The 20,382-nt window shown below is 72.7% G+C and carries 18 protein-coding genes and 1 pseudogene; 7 read left to right on the top strand and 12 right to left on the bottom strand.

Annotation, left to right across the window (positions count from 1 at the left end; translation table 11 throughout):
* Window positions 1–130: 130 nt before the first annotated feature.
* The 5 genes from ASH01_RS10920 to ASH01_RS10940 form a co-directional block, all read right to left on the bottom strand.
* Window positions 131–1,057 carry an ABC transporter permease gene (locus tag ASH01_RS10920; RefSeq protein ID WP_056775616.1) on the bottom strand — a complete coding sequence of 309 codons (927 nt, stop codon included), beginning with the start codon at window positions 1,055–1,057 and terminating at the stop codon, window positions 131–133.
* Window positions 1,054–3,849 (bottom strand): alpha/beta fold hydrolase, encoded by a 2,796-nt coding sequence (locus ASH01_RS10925; RefSeq protein WP_235509596.1) that lies wholly within the window; start codon window positions 3,847–3,849, stop codon window positions 1,054–1,056. Before ASH01_RS10925 ends, ASH01_RS10920 begins: the two co-directional genes overlap by 4 nt.
* Before the next feature lie 62 nt (window positions 3,850–3,911).
* Window positions 3,912–4,160: a hypothetical protein gene (locus ASH01_RS10930; RefSeq protein ID WP_056775623.1), complete on the bottom strand. Its 249-nt coding sequence runs from the start codon at window positions 4,158–4,160 to the stop codon at window positions 3,912–3,914.
* Window positions 4,157–4,555, bottom strand: a complete 399-nt coding sequence (locus tag ASH01_RS10935) for an ankyrin repeat domain-containing protein (protein ID WP_056775627.1) — start codon at window positions 4,553–4,555, stop codon at window positions 4,157–4,159. Before ASH01_RS10935 ends, ASH01_RS10930 begins: the two co-directional genes overlap by 4 nt.
* On the bottom strand, window positions 4,552–5,217 hold the full coding sequence (locus ASH01_RS10940) for a ceramidase domain-containing protein (protein ID WP_056775628.1): 666 nt from the start codon (window positions 5,215–5,217) through the stop codon (window positions 4,552–4,554). Before ASH01_RS10940 ends, ASH01_RS10935 begins: the two co-directional genes overlap by 4 nt.
* A gap of 41 nt (window positions 5,218–5,258) precedes the next feature.
* On the opposite strand from ASH01_RS10940, the gene tpx reads away from it, so the two are divergent.
* Window positions 5,259–5,753: a thiol peroxidase gene (gene tpx, locus ASH01_RS22490; protein WP_082619691.1), complete on the top strand. Its 495-nt coding sequence runs from the start codon at window positions 5,259–5,261 to the stop codon at window positions 5,751–5,753.
* A gap of 54 nt (window positions 5,754–5,807) precedes the next feature.
* Here tpx and ASH01_RS23645 read toward each other — a convergent pair.
* Window positions 5,808–6,950, bottom strand: a pseudogene (locus tag ASH01_RS23645) (MFS transporter); the annotation flags it as partial.
* 89 nt (window positions 6,951–7,039) lie between these two features.
* Here ASH01_RS23645 and ASH01_RS10955 point away from each other — a divergent pair.
* The gene (locus ASH01_RS10955; RefSeq protein ID WP_056777569.1) at window positions 7,040–7,546 is read left to right on the top strand and encodes a MarR family winged helix-turn-helix transcriptional regulator; all 507 of its coding nucleotides are present in this window, start codon (window positions 7,040–7,042) and stop codon (window positions 7,544–7,546) included.
* A 4-nt stretch (window positions 7,547–7,550) separates the two neighbouring features.
* On the opposite strand, the gene glpK is transcribed toward ASH01_RS10955, so the two are convergent.
* Genes glpK through ASH01_RS10965 form a run of 3 tightly spaced genes read right to left on the bottom strand, consistent with a single transcriptional unit; the run spans window position 7,551 to window position 9,793 of the window.
* Window positions 7,551–9,077: a glycerol kinase GlpK gene (glpK, locus tag ASH01_RS10960; protein WP_056775637.1), complete on the bottom strand. Its 1,527-nt coding sequence runs from the start codon at window positions 9,075–9,077 to the stop codon at window positions 7,551–7,553.
* 23 nt (window positions 9,078–9,100) lie between these two features.
* Window positions 9,101–9,259, bottom strand: a complete 159-nt coding sequence (locus tag ASH01_RS22990) for a hypothetical protein (protein ID WP_156415545.1) — start codon at window positions 9,257–9,259, stop codon at window positions 9,101–9,103.
* A 27-nt stretch (window positions 9,260–9,286) separates the two neighbouring features.
* A complete protein-coding gene (locus ASH01_RS10965) occupies window positions 9,287–9,793 on the bottom strand; it encodes a YfbM family protein (RefSeq protein WP_056775638.1) in 507 nt (168 codons plus the stop codon).
* A gap of 100 nt (window positions 9,794–9,893) precedes the next feature.
* Between ASH01_RS10965 and ASH01_RS10970 the strand changes: the two genes are divergently transcribed.
* From ASH01_RS10970 to ASH01_RS10980, 3 genes are read left to right on the top strand one after another with little or no spacing between them, the layout of a single operon-like run.
* A complete protein-coding gene (locus ASH01_RS10970) occupies window positions 9,894–11,618 on the top strand; it encodes a glycerol-3-phosphate dehydrogenase/oxidase (RefSeq protein WP_056775641.1) in 1,725 nt (574 codons plus the stop codon).
* A gap of 55 nt (window positions 11,619–11,673) precedes the next feature.
* Window positions 11,674–12,903, top strand: a complete 1,230-nt coding sequence (locus ASH01_RS10975; RefSeq protein WP_056775645.1) for a hypothetical protein — start codon at window positions 11,674–11,676, stop codon at window positions 12,901–12,903.
* Window positions 12,904–12,930: 27 nt separating this feature from the next.
* Window positions 12,931–13,851 (top strand): carbohydrate kinase family protein, encoded by a 921-nt coding sequence (locus tag ASH01_RS10980; protein ID WP_082619693.1) that lies wholly within the window; start codon window positions 12,931–12,933, stop codon window positions 13,849–13,851.
* A gap of 24 nt (window positions 13,852–13,875) precedes the next feature.
* On the opposite strand, the gene ASH01_RS10985 is transcribed toward ASH01_RS10980, so the two are convergent.
* Window positions 13,876–14,304 carry a VOC family protein gene (locus ASH01_RS10985; protein WP_056775652.1) on the bottom strand — a complete coding sequence of 143 codons (429 nt, stop codon included), beginning with the start codon at window positions 14,302–14,304 and terminating at the stop codon, window positions 13,876–13,878.
* 137 nt (window positions 14,305–14,441) lie between these two features.
* Here ASH01_RS10985 and ASH01_RS10990 point away from each other — a divergent pair, with 137 nt between their 5' ends.
* Window positions 14,442–15,293 (top strand): glycerophosphodiester phosphodiesterase, encoded by an 852-nt coding sequence (locus ASH01_RS10990; RefSeq protein WP_162263877.1) that lies wholly within the window; start codon window positions 14,442–14,444, stop codon window positions 15,291–15,293.
* 3 nt (window positions 15,294–15,296) lie between these two features.
* Here ASH01_RS10990 and ASH01_RS10995 read toward each other — a convergent pair whose 3' ends face one another.
* The gene (locus tag ASH01_RS10995) at window positions 15,297–16,169 is read right to left on the bottom strand and encodes a DNA-formamidopyrimidine glycosylase family protein (protein WP_056775654.1); all 873 of its coding nucleotides are present in this window, start codon (window positions 16,167–16,169) and stop codon (window positions 15,297–15,299) included.
* Between the two features lie 82 nt (window positions 16,170–16,251).
* On the opposite strand from ASH01_RS10995, the gene ASH01_RS11000 reads away from it, so the two are divergent.
* Window positions 16,252–19,215, top strand: a complete 2,964-nt coding sequence (locus tag ASH01_RS11000) for a glycosyltransferase (protein WP_056775655.1) — start codon at window positions 16,252–16,254, stop codon at window positions 19,213–19,215.
* On the opposite strand, the gene ASH01_RS11005 is transcribed toward ASH01_RS11000, so the two are convergent.
* The gene (locus ASH01_RS11005; protein ID WP_056775656.1) at window positions 19,160–20,374 is read right to left on the bottom strand and encodes a hypothetical protein; all 1,215 of its coding nucleotides are present in this window, start codon (window positions 20,372–20,374) and stop codon (window positions 19,160–19,162) included. The two genes, ASH01_RS11000 and ASH01_RS11005, sit on opposite strands and share 56 nt — an antisense overlap.
* Between the last annotated feature and the right edge of the window lie 8 nt (window positions 20,375–20,382).

Here is a 20,382-nt window from a genome sequence, read left to right on the forward strand (position 1 = left end):
TCCGACCCAGCAGTCCCGCCGTGACTGGATGGTTGCGGCGAGGTCGGGTGATTGGCCGCATCCATCCACCCACGGCGGGTATGCCGCAGAGCTCGCTCAGTCGGTCGCGACCGCGGGCGTACGCGTCGGGCTAGCTGAGGATGTCGCTGCGCCGGAAGCGGCGGTAGGCGAGCATCGTGAAGGCGACGGCCCACACGAGCGCCCACAGGGCGCCGTGCACCATGTCGGTGTAGTCCGGTGACACGGCGAGGGCGTCCTGCCAGGCCCGCGAGTAGTGGCCCGGGAAGGCGTTGCGGTAGGGGTCGAGCGCGTCGAGCTGGTCGAGGATGTTGAGCAGGATGCTGACGAGCACGGCGCCGCCGACCGCGGCGAGCGGCGCGTCGGAGCGGGTCCCGATCCAGAAGGCGATGGCTGCGATCGGCAGCAGTGTCACGAAGATGTAGGCCATCGCGAGCGCCAGGCGCGGCAGGAACTGGCCCCACGAGAGGTTCTCGCCGAGCGGGTTGGTCAGCGGGTCCCATCCGTAGGCGACGCCGCCGACGAGCAGGCCCCACGCCGGCAGCAGGACCGTCGCGACGAGGGTCGAGGCGATCCCGATCGCGAGCTTGCTCGTGAGCAGGCGGGCCCGCTGCACCGGCGCGATGAGCAGGTAGCGCAGCGACGACCACGACGCCTCGGACGGCACGGCGTCGCCGCAGAAGAGGGCGGCGAGCAGCACGAGGAGCAGCTCCGAGGCGAGGAAGACGAGCACGAGGCTGAAGTTCGCGGCCCCGCTCTGGGCGAGGTCGAAGATCCGGGTCGAGGCACCGCCACGGCTGTTGCTCGACCGCTGGCCGAAGGCGAACGACCCGACGAGGACGAGCGGCAGCGCGAGGAGCAGTCCGAAGGCCCAGATCGTGCGTCGCCGGCCCCACTGCCGGCGCAGCTCGGACCGCCACGACAGCGGGTCGCGCACCTGGTGGATCTCGCCGCTCCCTGCTGCCGGAGCCGGCTCGATGACGTCGAGCAGCGCGTCCCCGGGGCTCACGTCCGGGCCCTCTGCGTGGGTCTCGCTCATCGCGCCCTCACCTGCCTCAGTCGCTCGACGAGGGATGCGCCCTCGTCTCCGGGCTCGCCGGCCGCACCCGGTGCGGACGCCGACGAGATGACGCCGAGGAAGACCTCCTCGAGGTGGCGGCGGCTGCTGACGCCGACGACGGGCAGCCCCGCCGACACGGCAGCCGCGACGACCTCGGCCCGGCCGCGGTCGGCGACGACGACGATCCGGGTCGGGGTGTCGACGCGCACCTCGGTGACGCCACCTGCGGCCTCGAGCGCGTGCACGCCGGCGCTGACGACGTCGTGGGCGACGTGCTCGGGCAGGTCGAGGATCGTCGTGTCGTCGCTGTCGACGAGCTCGGCGACGGGGCCCTGCGTGATGACCCGGCCGGCGTGCATGACGACGACGTGGGTGCACGTCATCTCGACCTCGGCGAGCAGGTGGCTCGACACGACGACGGTGCGCCCGGTCTCGGCGTAGCGGCGCAGGATCGGGCGCATCGCCGCGATCTGGGGCGGGTCGAGGCCGTTGGTCGGCTCGTCGAGGATGAGCAGCTCGGGCAGCCCGAGCATGGCCTGGGCGATGCCCAGTCGCTGCTTCATGCCGTGGCTGTAGGACTTGACCGGCCGGTCGACGGCGCCGCCGAGGGCCGCGACGTCGAGCGCCTCGGCGATGTGGGCGTCCTCGGGGTCCCGGCCCGTGGCGGACCAGTAGGCCTCGAGGTTCTGGCGCCCGGTGAGGTGCGGCAGGAAGCCGGGTCCCTCGATGAGCGCGCCGACCCGGCCAAGCACCCGCGAGCCGGCGGAGACGGGCTCGCCGAGCACGTGGACGCTGCCGGCGTCGGAGGAGATGAGTCCCATGACCATCCGCATGGTCGTCGTCTTGCCGGCGCCGTTGGGGCCGAGCAGCCCGACGACCTGACCCTTCTCGGCCCGCCACGACACGTCGTCCACGGCGCGGTGGCCGTCGGCGTACGTCTTGACGAGTCCCTCGATGACGAGCGGGACGTCGGCGAGGTCAGGCCGCGCGGGCAGGTGCATCCGGCGGCGCCGGCGCACGAACCAACCGGAGAGCGCCGCGAGGAGCAGCACCGCGAGGGCGCCGGAGGCGAGGACGGTCTCGGTGTCGACGCCGCCGGCCACGGCCCCGTCGACCGCGGCACCGGTCGCGACCGGGAGGGTGAGCGCCGAGGCCCCCGAGATGCGGATGCCGCTCGGGGTCCGCGAGTTGGAGTACGTCGACTCGGTGCTCGTCAGCAGGACGCGCCACCGGGTGCCGGCCGGCAGGTCGTAGGTCGCTGCCGGGAGCGAGATCGTCACGGGGGTGGGCCGGCCCGGCGTCACGGTGAGGCGCACCGGCGCGACGAGCGGGTTGGTCAGCGTCACCGAGCCACCGGTGACGCGCCACACCGACGCGAAGAGCGTGACGTCCGGCGCGTCGGACGTGACGGTGAGTCGCATCGTCGGCGACCCGACCACCGTCTCGGCCTCGGCGACGGGCTGGGTGTCGAGGGCCGTCGACTGACCGGGCAGCGCCGCGATCTGGTACGTCGAGAGGCTGACGCCCAAGGCGGCGAGGCCGGGCACGGCGATGAGCGAGGCCGGCTGTCCGCCGGGCGGGTGCAGCAGCGCCCCGGAGGTCGTCGTCAGGGGCAGCTCGCGCGTCCGGAGCGCCGCGCCGGACAGCCCCGGGTATGCCGTGAGGGTGTGGAGCGTCGTCGGCTGACCCGCCCGACCGGCGGGGGTGCCGTAGGTGAAGGCCGCTGTGGGCAGGGCCGATCCGCGCGCGCCCTTGTCGCGCACGTAGTGGTCGAGCCACGTGTAGGAGGCCTCGACCTCCTCCGCCTCGTGGGTGCTCGGGGCGTCGTGGCCGCCGTCGCTCCACCGGACGGCATACGGCGTGCCGGAGGCGGCGAGCGCCGACGCGTTGGCGTCGGCCTGGTCGAGCCCGAAGAGCGAGTCGCCGACCCCCTGGACGAGGAAGGTCGGCGCGGTGACGGCGTTCATCGTCGGCTTCGGGCTGTGCGCGCGCAGCAGCGTCGTCAGCTGTGGTGAGGCGGTGCCGGTCTCGGAGGCCTGGACGAAGAGGCGGCAGATCGTCGGGTCGAAGCGGCCGCAGTCGGCGGCTCCGGTGCCCGCCCCCTGGCCGCCACGGAGCGCCGAGAGGAAGAAGTTCGTCGCCCAGACCTGCTTGAAGGGTCCGACGACGTCGATCGGCGAGCGCCCGGCAGCGGTCGTCGCCGGCTTCGTCACGGCGGCCTGCGGGAAGAAGGCGTCGGCGAGGTCGTTCCACGTGATGGCCGAGACGACGCCGTCGACCCGCCGGTCGGAGCCGGCCAGCATGAGGGCGAGGGCGCCGCCGTAGGAGGCACCCATGACCCCGGCGCGCGGGTCTCCCGGACCGTCGAGCTCGACGTCGGAGCGCTTGGCCGCGAGGTCGAGCAGCGTTCTCGCGTCAGCGATCTCGTAGGCCGGGTCGTTGAGGTGGATGCGACCGCCGGACGCGCCGTGCCCACGGGCGCTCCACGCGATGACGACGTAGCCGCGGTCGTGCAGGTCGTTCGCCTGGCTCGTCACCGAGTCCTTGCTGCCGCCGAAGCCGTGGGCGAGCAGGACGACCGGGTGCTTGCCGCTCGACTGCGGCCACACGGAGACGTCGAGGCGCACGGCCGTGCCGTCGGGCTCGGCACCGACGGGCACCGTCGTGACCTCGGGCGAGACCGGGTCGGCGGCCAGAGCGGCCGGGGCGGGCGCCATCGCCAGGCTCGACCCGAGGACGAGCGCGGCGAGGAGGGAGGCCCGGACCGACATGCCCACATCACATCACGGGCTCGTCGTTGAACGGTCACCGACCGTCGAGGGTTGGACCCGGGTCAGTCGCGGGAGAGCCGCTGCTCGAGGACGTAGGCGACGACGATGCACGCGACGAGGACCATCCCGGGCGGGAGGAACCGCGCGGCCCCCTCGAGCTGGAGCCACGCGTACGGCGCGACGGTGAACTCGAAGAGCGACAGGTCGAGCAGGTAGCGCACGATCGGGAGCACCCCGAAGACGATGCCGATGACGCCGACGAGGTTGATGACGAAGCGCGAGCGTGCTCCGGTGTCCTGCGGGTCGGTCACCCTCGGTCCTCTCCGTCGATGAGGTGCTGCTGCCCGAACAGCTGGGCCGTGGCGCGCGCGGTCGGCGACCCGGTGTCGAGGTCGGCGCCCGCGGCGACGAGGACTCGGACGACCTCGTCCTCGCCCTTGAACATCGCCCCGGCCACCGGGGACTGGTCGCGGTCGTTGCGGCGGTCGACGTCGGCGCCGCGGTCCACGAGGCTCGTGACCGTGTCGAGGTGACCGTGGTAGGCCGCGAGCATGACGAGCGTGTTGCCGGCGGGGTCCTGCTGGTCGAGCGGGAAGCCGTGGTCGAGGAACTCGACGAGGTCGGCCGTGCGCCCGTCGCGCGCCATGTCCATCGCGACCGCCACGATCTGCTCCTGCTGCTCCGGCGTGAGCGGCGACTCCGTCATGCCACCAACCTACGGGTCGCCCAGTGGCGGGCGAGGCACCACCCGGCGACGGCGCCGAGGACGTGCCAGGCCGCATGCCCCTGCAGCGGGCTCGTCGGGTCGCAGAGGACGCCCCACTGGTCGAGCAGCCAGAGGACGTATGCGGTCACGAGCAGTCCCAGCCCGACGTGCAGCCAGCGCGCGCCGCCGGCACGGCCCCGGGCGGCCACCAGCTCGAGGACGATGCCGGGCAGCAGGACGGCGGCGAAGAGCACCCGCCGGGACTCGGGCCAGACCGGGAGCAGGACGCCGAGGGCCACGAGGAGGGAGACCCCGCCGAGGACGGCCACGCGCGGCGTGACCCGGCGCAGGCGCACGAGGGCACCGGCGAGCAGGACGCAGCCGACGGCATACATCGGGAGGACGTCGACGAACTGGCCCCACAGCGTCAGGGTCGCGTGGAAGGCGAAGCTGCCGATCCCGACGGCGACGAGCGAGACCGCGAGGAGCGGGACGAGGACGCGCTCGGGACGCGCGGCAGGACCCAGGAGCACGGCTGCGGCGACCCCGGCCACGACGAAGGCCAGGGACGACCACGCGTCGGCCGGCTGGGCGATGCCGTCGGGGCGGGCGAGCTCGCAGAAGCAGCGGGTCGCGAGGCACGTCGCGCCGTCAGCGGGCATGCCGCGACGGTAGCCCCAGGCGACCCGTGTTAGATACGTCCATGGCCACCACCTCCCTCGGAGACACCACCGTCCACACCGTCGGCGACCTGCCGGCCGTGGGCACCCCCGCTCCCGCGTACACGCTGACCGGCACCAACCTGCGCGACGACGTGACGCTGCCCGACGGCAGCCGCGTGGTCCTCAACATCTTCCCGAGCGTCGACACCGGCGTCTGCGCGGCGAGCGTGCGCCGCTTCAACGAGATCGCCGCCGGGCTCGACAACGCGGCGGTCGTCTGCGTGTCGGCCGACCTACCGTTCGCGCTGAACCGCTTCTGCGGCGCCGAGGGCATCGAGAACGTCGTCGTGGCGTCGTCGTTCCGCTCCGGCTTCGGCTACGACTACGGCGTACGGATGGAGAACGGCGGCTTCGCCGGCCTCCTCGCCCGTGCGGTCGTCGTCATCGACGCGGACGGCACCGTCGCGCACACGGAGCTCGTCCCCGCCATCGGCCAGGAGCCCGACTACGACGCCGCCATCGCCGCCCTGGGCTGACGCGCGGGTGAAGCCGCGGACGCTGCGCACCAGCAGCGGCCAGCAGCCGGCGACGAACATCCAGACGGCGATGCCGACCATGAGGTCGGGCGTCTCGACGGAGGCGCTGAGCGGGCCGGCGATGACGTTGCCGAGTGGCAGCGCGACGAACGAGATGAGCACGTCCCACGAGACGACGCGGGCCAGCCGGTCGTGGGGCACGCCCTGCTGGACGGCGGTCTGCCACCCGACGTCGAAGTAGAGCAGTCCGGCCTGGCCGACGAGGGCGAGCGCCATGATCGCGACGAGCCCGCCGGGCCAGGCGAACGCGAGCGGGAAGAGCGGGAAGAGGCCGAGGGCGGCGAAGGCCCAGAGGAGCATCCGGCGCGGCTGGAGCCGCATGGCGACGAGCCCTCCGACGAGCCCGCCCACGCCGAGCGCTGCCGTGACGAGGCCGAGGGCGTGGGCGCCGCCGAGGTCGCGCACGGCCGTCACCTCGACGAGGACGATGAAGACCCCACTGGCGACGTGGAACATCGCCGCCGCGAGGAGGCTCGACCACAGCCAGTCCCGACTCCGGATCTCCGCGAGGCCCTCGCGGATCTCGGTCAGCATGCCGGTGCGCTCCGCGACGTGGTCGGCGCGAGCCCGGAGCCGCGCGACGCAGACCGCCGACCAGGCGAAGGTCAGCGCGTTGACCGTGAAGCCGGCGACCGGGCCGAACCGGGCGACGACGAGGCCGGCGAGGACCGGGCCGCCCACCTGGGCGCTCGACTGGAGGAAGCTGATCGCGCCGTTGGCGGTCTGCAGAGCCGCAGCCGGGACGATGAGGGGCCTCAGCGAGACGAAGGCCGGGTGGAAGAACGCGCCCGCACCCGCTGTGACCGCGGCCAGACCGGCGAGCACGGCCACCGGCGGGTCGCCGAGCGCGAAGGCGACGGCCATGGCGGCGACGGAGCCGGCTCGGGTGAGGTCGGCGCCGACCATGATCCGGTGCGGCGTGACGCGGTCGGCCCAGACGCCGCCGACGAGGGTGCACAGGAGGCGGGCCACCACGGCGCTCGCGAGGACGACACCGAGCTCGCCTGCACCCCCGCCACCCAGGACGACGGCCACGGACAGGGCGATGGGGTTGAAGGCGTCGCCGACCCACGAGAGTCCCTGACCGGCCAGCAGGAGTCGGACGTCGCGGAGGTGGAGCAGGTCGCTCATGGTCATGACCTGACATTAGTTAGACGTCTGACTATCTGTCAATGAATAGTCAGGGATCTGCGCTCCCCGTGCTGCACCTCTGCGAGACTGACGCCATGGCGAGAGCACGGCAGGACTCGGTCGACCGGCACGTCGCACGCTGGAGCGGACTCCTCGAGGACATGGACCCCGAGGTCGAGGGTGCCGTCACGCGCATGCAGGCGATCACCAAGCGGCTCAAGGCCGCCGACCACGCGAGCTACGCCGGCACGGAAGACACGATCGAGGACTACCACACGCTCCACGCGCTGATGATCCAGCCGTTCCCCGAGGAGGCGACACCCGCACAGCTCGCCGACGCGTGCGGCGTGACCCGGGCCGCGATGACGTCACGCGTCGACCGGCTCGTCCAGCGGGGCCACGCGACCCGCGAGGTCGACCCCATCGACCGGCGCCGCATCCTCATCCGTCCGACGCCATCGGGACGGGCCATGTGGGAGAAGGGGATCGAGGCCGGCATGGCTCGTGAGCAGGAGGCCTTCTCGGGCCTGACCGCCAAGGAGCTCGTCGCCCTCAACGGCCTGCTGCGCAAGGTCGTCCTCCACCTCGAGGGCGAGGCCTGAGCCGTCAGGGAGTGTCGTCGTCGACCCAGTCGAGGGTGCGCTCGACGGCCTTCTTCCACGTGCGGAAGAGGCGCTCCCTCTCGGACTCGTCCATCGCGGGGGTCCACCGGCGGTCCTCGCCCCAGTTCTCACGGATCTCGTCGGTGCTCTGCCAGTAGCCGACAGCCAGCCCGGCGGCATACGCGGCGCCGAGAGCGGTGGTCTCGGCCACGACGGGTCGCACGACGTCGACCCCGAGCAGGTCGGCCTGGAACTGCATCAGCGTCTCGTTGACGACCATGCCGCCGTCGACCCGCAGCTCGGTGAGCGGCACTCCCGAGTCGGCGTTCATCGCCTCGAGCACCTCGCGCGTCTGAAAGGCCGTGGCCTCCAACGCGGCTCGGGCGATGTGGGCCTTGTTGACGAAGCGGGTCAGACCGACGAGCGCACCGCGGGCGTCGGGACGCCAGTGCGGCGCGAAGAGGCCCGAGAAGGCCGGGACGAAGTAGGCGCCGCCGTTGTCGTCGACGCTCGCCGCGAGCGTCTCGACCTCCTTGGCGTCCTTGATGAGGCCGAGGTTGTCGCGCAGCCACTGCACGAGCGACCCGGTGACGGCGATGGAGCCCTCGAGGGCATAGACGGGCCTGCCGTCACCGAGCTGGTAGCAGACCGTCGTCAGCAGCCCGTTCTTCGACGCGACGATCTCCTCACCCGTGTTGAGGAGCATGAAGTTGCCCGTGCCGTAGGTGTTCTTGGCCGTGCCGACGTCGAGGCAGGCCTGGCCGAACGTCGCCGCCTGCTGGTCGCCGAGGATGCCGGCGACCGGCACGTCGATGAGGATGCCCGGCTTGCACGAGCCGTAGACCTCGGACGACGAGCGGATCTCGGGGAGCATCGCGAGCGGGACACCGATCACCTCGGCGGCCGACGCGTCCCAGTCGAGGGTGCGCAGGTCCATCAGGAGGGTGCGCGAGGCGTTCGTGACGTCGGTGACGTGCACGCCACCGTCGTCGGCGCCTCCCGTGAGGTTCCAGAGCAGCCACGTGTCGATGGTGCCGAAGAGCAGCTCCCCCGCCTCGGCCCGTTCGCGGGCGCCGTCGACGTGGTCGAGGATCCAGCGCGCCTTGGGCCCCGCGAAGTACGTCGCGAGCGGCAGACCGGTGACGTCCTTGAAGCGCTCGATGCCGCCGTCGCGGGCCAGCTCGTCGCAGATCGCCTGGGTGCGGGTGTCCTGCCAGACGATGGCGTTGTGGATCGGCCGGCCGGTCGCACGCTCCCAGACGACGGTCGTCTCGCGCTGGTTCGTGATGCCGACCGCGGCGACGTGGGTGGCGTTGAGGTTGGCCTTGCCGAGCACCCCACCGACGACGACGCGGGTGTTCTGCCAGATCTCCATCGGGTCGTGCTCGACCCACCCGGCGCGCGGGAAGATCTGCCGGTGCTCCATCTGGTCGACGGCCACGACGCGGCCCCTCCGGTCGAAGACCATGGCCCGGGTGCTCGTCGTCCCCTGGTCGATCGACACGACATGGCTGCGCTGCTCCGTCGGCATGACCAGACCGTACCGTCGCGCGCCTACATCTCGTCGCGTCCGAGCTGGCGGTGGCGCTCCCGGGCCTCGGCCACGGCGCTGATCGCGTCGCACCGTCCGCACACGATGACCGACCCGTCGTCGCGGCTCTCACGGCGCCACCGGTGACCGGCGAACAGGCAGATGATCCACATGAGTCTCACCGACCCAGTGTCGTCCCCCCTCGGCGTCTACTGCACCACGATGAGAACCGCAGCGTCATGAGCCGCCGCGCGGACGTAGAAGGCGCGCAGCTGCTGGACGTTCGGCAGGAGGTACTCGTCGAGGATGTCGCTCTCCTCCCAGATCTGGGGATAGATGTCGAGGCGCTGCATCTCCTCGGGGTCGAAGCGCGCGCGGAGCTCCGCGTCGGTGACGACGCCCAGCGCCTCGGCCACCTCACGGACGAGGTCGGGCTCGAGCAGGCGCGGCGGCCCGTAGCCGTCGTCCTCACCGACCTCACGGCCGCCGAGGACGGCTCCGCCGAGAGGGTTGTCCGTGCCCCACGCCGCACCCGTCAACAGGAAGTGGACGCCGTGCCACGCCTTGTCGAGATCGAGCCAGCCGTCGCTGCCGTCCTCGTCCTCGTCCTCGTCCTCGTCCTCGTCGAGGATCAGGTCGTTCGCGATCGAGGGGTCCGCGAGGAGACTCGCGAGCTGCTCGGAGTCCAGTTCCCGTGCCACCACCGTCATGCCCATGGCGCTGAGGGTACGGGCTGACCGCCCGGTGAACAGCCCGGAGTCGACACGGGGCCGGTCGTTAGAGTGTCGTTCTCGGCACCGACGTGAAGGGGAACCGATGACGAGCCCAGTGCGGCTGGACACGGACTACCGGGCGCGGGCGTGGAAGCGCCTCGCCACGAAGCAGTTCGACGTGCTCGTCGTCGGTGGCGGCGTGACCGGCGGCGGCGTGGCCCTCGACGCGGCCACCCGCGGTCTCTCGACGGCACTCGTCGAGCAGCGCGACTTCGCCTCCGGCACCTCGTCGCGGTCGTCCAAGCTCTTCCACGGCGGCCTGCGCTACCTCGAGCAGATGAACTTCGACCTCGTCCGCGAGGCGCTCAAGGAGCGCGAGCTCATGCTGAGCCGCATCGCACCGCACCTCGTCAAGCCGGTCTCCTTCCTCTACCCGCTGACCAGCCGCGGCTGGGAGCGCCCCTACGTCACCGCGGGCCTGACCCTCTACGACTCGATGGGCGGCGCGCGCTCGGTCCCGCGCCACAAGCAGCTGACCCGCACGGGAGCGCTCAAGCTGGCCCCGGCCCTCAAGCGCGACGCCCTCACCGGTGGGCTGCTCTACTACGACGCCCAGGCCGACGACGCCCGCCACACGCTGACGACGGTCCGCACCGCGGCCGCCTACGGCGCCACCGTCGTCGCCTCGGCCCGCGTCGTCGAGCTGCTGCGTGCGGGCGAGCGGGTCGTCGGCGCCCTCGTCGAGGACGTCGAGACGGGCGAGCGCACCGAGGTCCGGGCCTCCGTGGTCATCAACTGCACCGGCGTGTGGACCGACGACATCCAGACCATGGCGGGTGGCCGCGGCCGCTTCCACGTCCGCGCGAGCAAGGGGGTGCACATCGTCGTCGCCCGCGACCGGATCAACTCCGAGACCGGCCTCATCCTGCGCACCGAGAAGTCGGTCCTCTTCGTCATCCCGTGGGGCACGCACTGGATCATCGGCACGACCGACACCGACTGGGAGCTCGACCTCGCCCACCCGGCAGCGACGCGCGCCGACATCGACTACATCCTCGAGCACATCAACACCGTGCTCAAGGTGCCGTTGACCCACGAGGACATCCAGGGCGTCTACGCCGGCCTGCGCCCCCTTCTCTCCGGTGAGAGCGAGGACACGAGCCAGCTCTCCCGCGAGCACGCCGTGGCCCGCCCGCAGCCCGGGCTCATCTCCATCGCCGGCGGCAAGTACACCACCTACCGCGTCATGGCCGCAGACGCCGTCGACGCCGCACGCGAGGACATCGGCGGCGACGTGTCCTACAGCGTCACCGAGTTCATCCCCCTCTCGGGCGCCGAGGGCTACGTCGCTCTCGTCAACCAGATCGACCGCCTCGCGCGCCACCAGGACCTCCCGGTCTGGCGCATCACGCACCTGCTCGAGCGCTACGGCTCGCTCGTCCACGAGCTCTTCGCCCTCGCCGAGGACGACCGCTCGCTCTACGAGCCGCTCCCCGGGGCGGAGGAGTACCTCCGGGTCGAGGCGCTGTATGCCGCCACGCACGAGGGCGCGCTCCACCTCGACGACGTGCTGGCCCGGCGCACGCGCATCTCCATCGAGACCTCGAGCCGCGGCGCCGACAGCGCCCGCGCCGTGGCCGAGATCGTCGCGCCGGTGCTCGGATGGGATCCCGAGCGGGTCGAGGCCGAGGTGTCCGGCTACATCGCCCGGGTCGAGGCCGAGCTCGAGTCGCAGAAGGAGCTCGCCGACTCCGAGGCCAACGCCGAGCGCCTCAGCGCCCCGGACGTGCGCCGCATCCCGGTGAGCCGCGCGCCGGAGCAGTCCTGAGGACCAAACGCTCGACAACCGCTCCGCAGGACGGCCTCGTTCCTAGACTGACGGGATGAGGACTCGACGCGGCCGGACCGCGGTAGGGGCTACCGTCGCGGCGGTCGCGGCCGTCGTCCTGCTCGTCGCGGGCTGCGGCACGCCCAACCCGACCGCCCAGGCCCGGCTCGAGGGGCACGCGACCGGGCACACGGCGGGCGCCACCGACCACCCGGCGACGGCTGCCACGGGTCACGCGGCGAAGCCCGTCGCTCCCGCCAAGCCGGCCGCGCTGCGGGCCGGTGAGTCGATGCGGACGGTGACGTCGCCGGTCTCCTACACGCCGAAGGCGCCGACGACCGGCACCGACGACTACCGGTGCTTCGTCCTCGACCCCCAGGTCACCCGCGACGCGTTCGTCACCGGCTTCGACATCGCCCCCGGCCAGCCGCAGGAGGTGCACCACGTCATCCTCTTCCGCGTGCCACCGTCGGCGGCCGCTGCGGCCCGCGCCCGCGACGCCGAGTCCGGCGGCAACGGCTGGACCTGCTTCGGCGGCACCGGGCTCGGGTCGCGCGGCGCGAGCCTCGACGACGCCCCGTGGGTCGGAGCCTGGGCACCGGGTGGTCGCGAGAACGTCCTACCGGCCGACGTCGGCATCCCCCTGCAGCGCGGCTCCCTGCTCGTCATGCAGGTGCACTACAACCTCCGGCACGGCGTGACGCCCGACCGCACCTCGGTGAAGCTGCGTCTCTCGTCCTCGTCGAAGCTCAAGCCACTCGAGACGATGCTCTACCCCGCACCCGTCGAGCTGCCTTGTCGCGCAGGCACGTCGGGCCCGCTGTGCGATCGCAACGCGGCAGTCGCCGACGTGACCGAACGCTTCGGCGCCATGTCGTCGCGCATCGTCAACGGCCTGCTGCTCGTCTGCAACGGCACGCTCATCCCGACCCCGGGCGCCACCCAGTCCTGCACGCGCAGCGTCGAGCAGGCCGCGACCATCCGCGCTGTAGCCGGCCACATGCACCTGCTCGGCTCGTCCCTGCGCATCGACCTCAACCCCGGCACGGCGCGCGCGAAGACGCTGCTCGACATCAAGGTCTGGGACTTCGACAACCAGGGCTCGGTCCCGATCCCGGCGACGGCGATCCGCCCCGGCGACTCGATCCGGGTCAGCTGCACCCACGACCAGGCCTGGCGCGACAAGCTGCCCGACCTCCAGGGGCTGCCCGAGCGCTACGTCGTCTGGGGCGAGGGCACGACCGACGAGATGTGCCTCGGTCTGCTCAGCGTCACGCGTCCCTGACCGCGTCCGGCCATGCACAATGAGGCCGTGAAGACTGACGTCCTCGTCGTCGGCGGTGCCGGCGTCGACACCATCGTGCGCGTCGAGGCCCTGCCCGTTCCCTTCGCCGACTCCCACGTCGTCCCGCCCATCGACACCGTCGTCGGGCACACGGGCAGCGGCGTCGCGCTCGGCTGCCACCGCCTCGGCCTCGCCACGCGCTTCGTCGACGTCATCGGCGACGACCACGAGGGCCGGATGCTCCTCGACCGGTTCGCGGCCGAGGGGCTCGCCTTCGACCATGTCGTCGACGCGAGCGGCACCCGTCGCGCCGTCAACCTCGTCGACGCCACGGGCCGTCGGATGTCCTTCTACGACCCGCGCCACCGCTACGACCTCGCCCCCGACCCGACGCTCTGGCGCAGTCCGCTCGAGCAGTCACGTCACGTGCACGCCTCGATCATGCCGTGGGCCGTCGGCGCCCTCGAGGACGCCACGGCCGCCCGGGCCACGACGTCGACCGACCTGCACGACTGGGACGGGCGCAACCCCCACCACCGCCCGTTCGCGTATGCCGCCGACCTCGTCTTCGTGTCGGGCTCGCGTCTGGACGGGGTCGAGGACGATGTCGTCGCCGACGTGCTCGACCGCGGCCGTGCGCGGCTCGTCGTCGTCATGGACGGCGCCCGGGGCAGCCGGGTGACGGTGCGCGAGGGCGGCTCGTTCGCGGTGGCCGCCGTCGACATCGACGGTCGCCCGGCCGTGGACTCGAACGGCGCCGGCGACGCCTACGTCTCGGCCTTCCTCCACGCGTGGCTCGCCGGCGGTGACGCCCGCGCGGCCGCCCGGGCCGGGACCGTCGCGGGGTCGTGGGCGTGCGGCACCGCGGGCACGCACTCGAGCCTCATCGGCCCGGACGAGCTCACCCGTCAGCTGGCGCGCCACTACGGCGGCGCCGGTCGGGACTGAGGCCCGACCGGACCGCCTCGACGCTCACCCCTTCGGCGCGTCGTCCGTCATGCCGCTGCCGATGTTGACCATCCAGCCGATGCCGAACCGGTCGGTCACCATGCCGAACTCGTCGCCCCACGCCTGCTTCTCGAGGGGCATCATGACGGTGCCGCCGTCGGCCAGCTTGTCCCAGTAGCCGTGCAGCTCGTCGCTGTCATCGCCGCTCAGGCTCACCGAGATGTTGGTGCCCGGCTGGTAGGGCATCTGCTCGGGGGTGTCGGACGCCATGATCGTGTAGCCGCTCGGCGTCTCCAGCTGGGCGTGCATGACGTTGTCGGCGTTGGGTCCGCTGTCGCCGAACTCGCCGAACGTCGACACCGTCAGCTCGCCGCCGAAGACGGACCTGTAGAACTCCATCGCCGCTCGGGCGTCGTCCTTGAAACCGATGTACGGGTTGAGGCGTGATGCCATGGCCGTGCTCCTCTCGATTGCTGCGGTCCCAAACACCCTAGGACCGTGCGCCGACACGTAGGTTGCGTTTCGGTGGGCACCGACGCCCACCACGAAGGAGCGGGTCCGCCCGCACACACCGTCAGGGGATGGTCTTCATGACCCAGCAGCAGCACGTCCGCACCCGATCGCCGAGGTTGCGGCGACGCGCCCTCGCCGTCGGCGCCACTCTCGCCGTGGCGGCAGCCACCGCGGCGACCGTCGCGACGACGACCGCCGCGCCGGCCGAAGCCGCGACGTACGGCACGATCTCGGCCCACCGCGGAGGCGGCTGGGGTCCCGACAACTCGCTCAAGGCGTTCAAGGGCGCGCTCGCGGCCAACATCGACGACATCGAGGGCGACGTCTACTTCACCACCGACGACGTCGCGGTCTTCCGGCACGACAACTCGCTGTCGGCGTGCGGCCTGAACCGGACGATCACCGGCTCGTCGTGGGCGCAGATCGACCAGGTGCGCTGCAGCGGCGAGCCCCTCGCCCGGCTCACCGACGTCGCCGCGGCGTTCCGCGCCTCGCCCAACACGAACGCGGTCCTGCGCGTCGAGCTCAAGCACCCGGCATCGCAGACGGCCGCCGCCGCGCAGGCCGACGCACGGCTGCTCGTCTCGCGGCTCGTCGACCGCGGGATCGCCAGCCGGAGCATCATCCAGGACTTCGACTGGCGCACGACGGCCGCGACGATCCACGCCGCCCGGTCGACGATGCGGGTCTCGTGCCTCGAGTCGTCCGTCACCGACGCCGAGGTCGCGACCGCAGACTCCAAGGGCTGCTACGACCTGTCCTACAACTACGCGAACTGGCGCGACGGGCTCAACGCGACGATCCACGGCAAGGGCATGCAGGTCGCGGTCTGGACCGTCAACAGCGCCTCGACCTTCACGCGCTTCCGCGACGACCTGCACGCCAACGTCATCATCACCGACTACCCCGGGGCCGCCAAGGGCTGGTGACGCTCAGTACGAGCGTCGCGACCGGGCCGCTCCCCGGTTCGAGCCGAGGGGTGCCTGGGGCCGGCCGTCGTCGGTCGGTCCCAGGCCGCCCTGGCAGCCGGGGCAGTAGAACATCGTGCGTTCGCGGGTGGGCTCGCCGATCATCGCGACTCGCACGGTTGCACCGCAGCGCCGGCAGGGCCTGCCGCTGCGCGCGTGGACGTAGTGCGCCTCGTCGAGGCGCTGGCTGCCCGTGCTCGACTGCACCGCATGGCGCCGGCCGTTGTCGATGAGGCGGTGCGCGCGGGCGACGACCCGCTCGACCGTCTCGCGCCCGAGCTCGTCGGCGCGGCTCCACGGCGGCACGCGCTCGAGGAAGAGCGTCTCGGCGCACCACATGGTGCCGACGCCCGCGAGGTTGCGCTGGTCGAGCAGGGCCTGACCGACGGGCACCCGCGCGCCCGCGACGTTGTCGACGGCACGGGCGAGGTCCCAGTCCGGGCCGAGCACGTCGGGCCCGAGGTGGCCGACGAGGTCGCCCTCGTGCGCGGTCGGCACGAGGTCGAGCATGCCGAGCCGCAGCCCGAGCGCGGTCCAGTCGGGCGCCGCGACGAGGGCCCGCAGCTGCGGGTTGCGTCGCCAACGGGCGGGCAGACCGGCCGTCGCCTCGACGCGCCACTGCCCCTCCATCCGCAGGTGCGAGTGCAGGGTCAGGCCACCCTCGACGCGGTGCAGCACGTGCTTGCCGCGGCTGACGACCTCGAGGGTCGTGCGACCCGTGAGGTCAGCCGTGGCGATCTCCCCCGGCCAGCGCAAATCGGACTCGACGATCTCGCGGCCGGCGAGGGCCTGGTCGAGGCGGGTGGCGGTGCGCCACACGGTGTCTCCCTCGGGCATGCCACCTCCTGATCACCGGTCGTTCACCTGCGCGGTCGCGCGCCCGTCCAGCCTATTCACATCGCGCGACTACCTTCGCCGGGTGCGTGACCTCTCCGTCGTGGTGTCCGCCCACGGCTCCTGCGACCGGATGGCCGCGTGCCTCGGTGCGCTGGCAGCCCAGACCCTCCCGGCCGACCGGTTCGAGGTCGTCGTCGTGATCCACGGGTCCGGGTCGCGCGCCCGGGACGCCGTCGAGCGCGTGACCCGGGGACCGCTCGCGGGCCACGAGGTCGAGCTCGTCGACGCCGTGGCCGACTCACCCGGCGCCGCCCGCAACGTCGGTGTCGGGCTCGCGCGAGCACCGTGGACGACCTTCGTCGACGGGACCGACGCCGTCGCGCCGACGCACCTCGAGGCGTTGTATGCCGTCCGCCACCCCGAGCGCATCGTCGTCAGCACGACGTCGGCGGCCGACGACTCCCCGCGACACGTCGCGCCGCACCTCGCCCCCGGGGCGTTGCGCGGGCAGGGCGGGAGGCTCTACCCGACCCGGTGGCTCGTCGACACCCCGTTCGTCGAGGGGCTGTGCGGCAGCGAGGACACGGTGCTCCACGGACAGCTGCTCAGCCGGTTCGACCGCCAGTTCGCCGAGCTCGACCTGACGCCCGGTCCTCCTGACGCGCAGCCGGACCGGCCCGACGACGCCGTCGACGTCGACCAGGACGCCGCCGTCCGGGCGCACCTGTCCGTCCTCACCGCCCTGACCACCGGCACGCAGGCCGACCCGGCCGACCGCACCGCGGTCACCAACGCCCTGGCCGCCGCCGAGGTCGCCGACCTGCGGCAGATCAGCGACCTCCACCCCGGCGGGCACGCCCACGTCGAGGCCGCTCTCCGGGAGGCCGGCATCCGGGGCATCACCTCGCTCGGGCCGGCCCACGTCGACGGGACCGCCGACGACTTCGGCCTCTTCCACACGCCTCCGTCCGGCGCCCGGTCCCTCGTCGTCGTCGCGGGCAGCGCCGGGTCCGTCAACGAGCACGCGCGGATGCTCGGCTTCCTCGCCCGCAGCGGGCACGGCATCCGCGTCCTGCACTATCGCGGGCGGCTCGAGCACAGCCTGCGCAAGCTCCCCGAGACGCATCGGGTCGAGGTGCTTCCCGCCTCCCTCGGCTGGATCGAGACCCGGGTCACCGCCGGTGCGCCCCGCCGCCGCCGGATCGCGCTGCGGGCCTCGCGGGAGGGCCTGCGCCTCGGTCGCCGCGCGCTCCCCGAGCTCGTGCCCGCCCGGCTGGCCGCACCCGCCTTCGGCCGGGTCGACACCCGCGCGGCCACGCTGCTCGCCGAGCCGGGGACGCGGGTCGTCCTCGACCGCGCCGGATCGACCCTGCTGCGCGCGTGGGGCGACGACAGCCCCACCGTCGGCGCGCCCGAGCTCGCCGACCTCGTGCTGCGCACGGCCGCCAGCCAGCTGCGCGGGTCGCTCGCCGACGCTCACGCCGCCCGTGCGGCCTCGCGGCTGCTGCGCGGCCAGACCGCACGGACCCGCGGCGAGCTCGACCCGGAGCTGTGGACGATGGTGGCCTACCGGCTGCTCCGCGCCGGCCGGCTCGAGGCCGCCACCGCTCTCCTCGACGACCGGGAGGCCCTCTTCGGCGCGCTCCCCCACCCCGCTCTCCAGGCACTTCACGCCGTCCTCACCGGCGTCGACCCGTCGACCGTCGACGTCGTCGACGCCGCCCGTGTGACGCTGCGTCACACCGACGACGCCCTGGCCGACGGCGACCTCGACCGCGCCGCCTTCCTCACGACGGTTGCTCTCGACCTGCTCTTCACGCGGCGCCTGCACACGGCCGAGACGCGCTCGGCCATCGTGTCCGAGCCCGACGCCTTCCTCGCTCCCGTGAGGGAGACCGAGGTCGGACGCCTGCTCGGCCGGCGCACGGCCAGCCCGACGCCGCGGCTGTCGCGGCAGCAGCCGAGGGAGACCGACCGCCCTCGCGTCACCGTGCTGCCCGGCGCCTACCCGAAGTTCGCGGCTGCCGTCGTCGCCGGCCTCGACGACCACGCCGACGTCGAGCTGCTCGACCTCTCGGCCCGGCAGAAGCGCTTCGCCAACACCGGGGTCGACCCCGTGACGGTGCGCGAGCGGCTGCTCGCCGCAACCGGGCAACCCCCGACACTCGACCTCGCCACCGCGGAGGCGCTCTCGGCCGACGTCGTCTTCGTCGACTGGGCCGACAAGGGCCTGACCTGGCTGACGCAGGTCGTCCCCGAGGGAACGCGCGTCGTCGTGCGGCTGCACGGCGTCGACACCTTGAGTGCCTGGCTGCACACCGCCGAGTGGGACAAGGTCGACGACGTCATCTTCCCGAGCGACCACCTGCGGCGCGCAGCCGCGGCGGCGCTGGGAGGACGTCTGGACGGCATACGCCAGCACGTCGTCGCCAACCCCGTCGACGTCGAGCGCTACGTCCTGCCCAAGACCGAGTCCGCTCGCACGACGCTCGGGATGGTCGGCTGGGCGCAGCAGGTCAAGGACCCGCTGTGGACCCTCGACGTCCTCGCCGCGCTGCGTCGGCACGACCCCCGCTGGCGGCTTCGGCTCATCGGCGCCGACTTCACCGTCGACGACCCCAACCCCGTCGAGCGGGAGGCCGCTCGCGCCTTCCACGCCCGGATGGGCGACCCCCTCGTCGCCGACGGCGTCGACTTCGTCGGCTACACGACCCGGTTGCCCGAGCACCTCCGTGAGGTCGGCTGGGCCGTGAGCTCGAGCCGACGCGAGGGCTTCCACATCGGCCTCGTCGAGATGGCCGCGAGCGGCGCCGTCCCCGTCGTGCGCGACTGGCCGGTGTATGCCGGCATCGGCGGTGCCACGAGCCTCTTCCCGGCCGACTGGGTGTCGACCACCCCGGCCGAGGCCGCCGAGCGGATCCTCAGGTTCAGCGGCTCCGGGACGTGGGACGACGCGAGCGGGCGCACCGTCGACACGGTGCGCGAGCGCTTCAGCGGGACGGACTCGGCAGAGCGGCTGCGCCGGATCGTGCTGGGAGAGCGCTGATCCGGCGGAGCACCTGCACCGCCGCGCTGACGTGCTCGATCGGCGAGCGGTGGTCGAGGGGCTGCTCGTCGAGGGCGCTGCCCTCCTCGACGACTCCCCACACCTGGGTGCCGCTGCCTCGGTAGTCGCTCCACTTCGACGGCAGGAAGGGGTTCGGCGCCCCCGGTGGGCTCACCGCGTCGTTGACGAGCAGGCAGTCCATCCGGCGCGACAGCGCGAGGAACTCGAGGTAGCCGACGAAGGGCCCGACGCGGACGCAGTCGGCGAGCCCGCGTGCGACGACGACGTCGTGCAGCTCCTCGGGCTTCGAGGTGAAGACGTGGAGCATGAGGCGGTCGCGGGACTCGCGAGGGAGCAGAGCCAGGGCGTCGAGCACCCCGGAGACGCCACGGTTGGCGTAGAAGTTGCCGAAGTAGCCGATGTGCCGCCGGCCCGGGTCCAGCTGGTGCGTCGACGGTTTCGCGTCGTAGAGCGCGGCCGGCGGCGTGGGGTGCGGTGACACGACGGCGACCTGCTCGACGCGGGCAGCGAGCTCGCGGTCGTGGCAGCTCTCGAGCATGACGTCGCGCTGGCGCGTGTTTGTGAACATCACCGAGTCCGCGAGGGCGAACGCCGCGACCTCGCACCACTCGAAGGCGTTGAGGCCGTCAGGTGGCCGGAACCCGGCCCCCTGCACGGCCGAGCGCAGTCGGGCGAGGGTGCGGTCGTCGTGCGCCGGGGCGGCACGCACCTGTCCGAGGACGTCGTGCGACAGCGGGTCGGAGAACTCGGCGTCCCAGTGCAGCCCGGGCCGCGCCGACTTGAGTGCGACCGCAAGGAAGTGGGATGCCGCGAACTGCGCTCTGCTGTAGACGGACTCGTACTCACCCTGCAGCGACTCCCAGCGGACGAAGGTCTCGAGACCGAGCTGCTGGTAGTCGACGATGGAGACCCACGAGCTGAAGGCCGTGCGTGAGGGCACGGCGGCGAACCGCCGGACGAGGCCGCCGCAGAGCTGGACGAGGTCAGGGTCCTGGTGGCGGATCGAGTCCATCGCGTTGCAGATGACGTCGACGGGCTCGCCGCGGTCGTGGACGCGCTTGGCCGCGACGACCGCAGCGGTGTCGCTGTAGGGCGGGAAGCAGTACGACGCGACGAGGCGACGGGCGGGTGCGTTCATGGTGGGGT

Source organism: Terrabacter sp. Soil811 (assembly GCF_001429655.1).
Lineage (GTDB): Bacteria > Actinomycetota > Actinomycetes > Actinomycetales > Dermatophilaceae > Terrabacter.